The 2434-nt window shown below is 71.2% G+C and carries 2 protein-coding genes; both read right to left on the reverse strand.

Going from position 1 to position 2434, the window contains the following annotated elements; all coding sequences use genetic code 11:
- Positions 1-829: 829 nt before the first annotated feature.
- Complete coding sequence (locus ACFXMF_RS47480) at positions 830-1717, reverse strand: hypothetical protein (RefSeq protein WP_360311542.1); 888 nt, start codon at positions 1715-1717, stop codon at positions 830-832.
- A 112-nt stretch (positions 1718-1829) separates the two neighbouring features.
- Positions 1830-2039 carry a hypothetical protein gene (locus tag ACFXMF_RS47485; RefSeq protein ID WP_360311544.1) on the reverse strand — a complete coding sequence of 70 codons (210 nt, stop codon included), beginning with the start codon at positions 2037-2039 and terminating at the stop codon, positions 1830-1832.
- Positions 2040-2434: the final 395 nt, after the last annotated feature.

Here is a 2434-nt window from a genome sequence, read left to right on the forward strand (position 1 = left end):
ATCGTGACCCGGGCGCGCCCGGCCGTATCGGAGGGTCCGGAACGACTCGCACGACTCATCGCTGCTCCACGGGGGCGAGAGTCCCGCGCCCGGTGCCGCCGACGAACGGCGGCACCGGACGCGGGCCCGGACGGCAAACCGACGCATCGTCGGGTCGAGGTGGCGCTACCGCAGGAGTTCCGATCGTGCGGCGGGAGCGGGCACGACCCGCGTCGGTTCGATGATCGGCCGGTTCTCCGCCGGTATCGATCAGCTATACCAGATGTACCAGGTGGCGGACTTGATGGACTTCTCGGTCCTGAACCTCTTGGAGAAAGAGTTGACGATCTTGGTCACGACAACCTCCAGGTGACTGTGAACCGGCCGAGCCCTGCGTGACTCGGGCGGTCGGTGCGATAAAACATCGCTACAGAATCCGACTTTCCGATTCTCGTCGCCTGGAAAGTGAATCGCCGCACCCAAAGGCACGTCAATGTGACGTGGATCACAGATCAAAAACGCCTATAACAAGCCGCTCATATCCGGCCGACGCTTATCCAAGCAAACTCTCACGAGATTCACACAAACAACGGAAAACATTTGTTTGTCGATCTTGCCCGGCACCCCGCGCCCGCCTCGACCTCGGGTCGGGGGTCGTGAACCTTTCCGGGGCGCGTGCCGACTTACCCGGCACATACGGTGCGACGGAGGGGGTGCGGTGGTCGGGACGGAAGCGAACTGTTGGTGGTGCGCTGCCTACTCGGGGAGCGGGAGGCGCTCACCGAACTGGTGGAGGCATGGCACGGGCCGCTGTGGCGGTATCTGCGCGGCACGGTCGACTCGGCGGCGATCACCGACGACCTCGCCCAGGAGACCTCGGTTCGGCCGTCGACCCCAACACCCCGTTCGTCGTGCGCAGGCGGGCGGGGTTCCCGGCGCGGTGGGCCGGGTTCCGGACGGTGGTCGCCTCGATCAGGGCCTCCAGTTCAGCGTCGGCCCACGGGCGGTGGTCGACCAGTGCGGCCCGGTGTCGCCCGGTGGCGATGTCCCGGAGGATGTCCTCGGCGGTCACGCCGGGGCCGAGCAGACGCGTGGTCGCGGGCGCGTGCCCGGTCCAGGCCCAGCGCAGCGACGCGCCCATGCTGTAGACCTCGGCGGCTTCGGTGAGGGGGACGGCGGCGTCGGGCTTTCCGTCCAGGAGTGCGCGGGCGATCTCGGGCGCGGTCGACTGGTCCATGCCGCCTCGATAGGGGTGCGGCAGCGGCAGGTCGCGATGGTGGGCGAGGTCGTGGTCGATGAACTCGACCGCATTGCCCGGGGTGATCAGGATGTTGGCGGGTTGGATGTCGCCGTGCCGCCAACCGGCCGCGTGCAGTGCGGCGAGTCGGGTGAAGGCCCGATGGGCGATCCGGCGCAGGCTCGCCCGGGTGCCGGGGGTGCCGGTACGGCGGGCCGCGACGCACCAGTCCCACAGCGTGGTGCCCGGTCGCCAGCCGATCGCGATCCACGCACCGTCGCCGACCCGTGCGCTCGCGGCCCCCGCCGGATGCAGGCCCAATTCGTGCAGCAGCGCGACGACGCGGGCCTCGTGCAGCAGCGCCGCGACGCCGGCGGGGTCGGCCGCGGTTCTGATCTTCCAGTGCCGGGTGCGCCAGGCGGCGGTGTGGTCCAGGGTCAGCGGGCGGGGGGCCTCGGCGATGCCCAGGCCGTCCAGGGCGGCGGCGAGCAGCGGGTCCATCGTCACCTCCTCGTGGTCCGCGCGGACCGGCGGCGGGGCCGTCGGACGGCGCGGAACGCCGCCGGGCGGTGGTGCGGTTGCGCCCGGCGGCGGCCCATGCGACGTGCGGACGTCAGTCGTCCTTCTTCCACCGACCGGCTTCCTGGGTCCCGGTGTACTCGCCGATCGCGTCGTGGCCGTCCGCGTGGATCAGCGGTGTGCCGTCGGCCGTGACGTTGAGGCCGAGGGCGGCGTCGAAGTGGTGCTCGGGCAGCGGGGAGTGGGCTGCTCGGGCCGGGTCGGGAGAGGGGGCCCTGCGGGTGAGGATCAACGGTCGGACCATGGGATTCCTCCTGTCCGTTCGATGCGGGCGCCGCGGCGGGACATGCCGTACTTCCGAGTGAACCCCGCGTCGCCGCGCCTGAACAGCCCCTACCGACGCCCGAATCGCGAAAACCTCCACCGCCGCGCCGGCCCGGTCGCCGACCCGGCGAACCGGCCGTGGGGTTGCGCGATACGGAGGGGACGGGTGGGATCGACCGGTGGTCGCGTGCGCCGGCGGCGGACCCGGCCGGGGTCGGTACGCTGCCGTCATGTCGTCCCCGCCGGAGCCGGTCCTGCCGCCGTGGATCGAAGGGGATGTGTGCGGCTACTGCCCGTCGCTCCGGTTCGGTCCGGGCGAGTTCGACGTGGCCGCGCGGCCGGACCGGGCCTGGCCGTGGAAACCGGGCGAAGGAC

The organism is Embleya sp. NPDC059213 (assembly GCF_042754445.1).
Classification (GTDB): Bacteria; Actinomycetota; Actinomycetes; order Streptomycetales; family Streptomycetaceae; genus Embleya.

Coding starts and splice junctions, on each gene's coding strand:
- ACFXMF_RS47480 (WP_360311542.1), bottom strand. CDS start 1,717: ATGGACCCGCTGCTCGCCGCCGCCCTGGACGGCCTGGGCATCGCCGAG.
- ACFXMF_RS47485 (WP_360311544.1), bottom strand. CDS start 2,039: ATGGTCCGACCGTTGATCCTCACCCGCAGGGCCCCCTCTCCCGACCCG.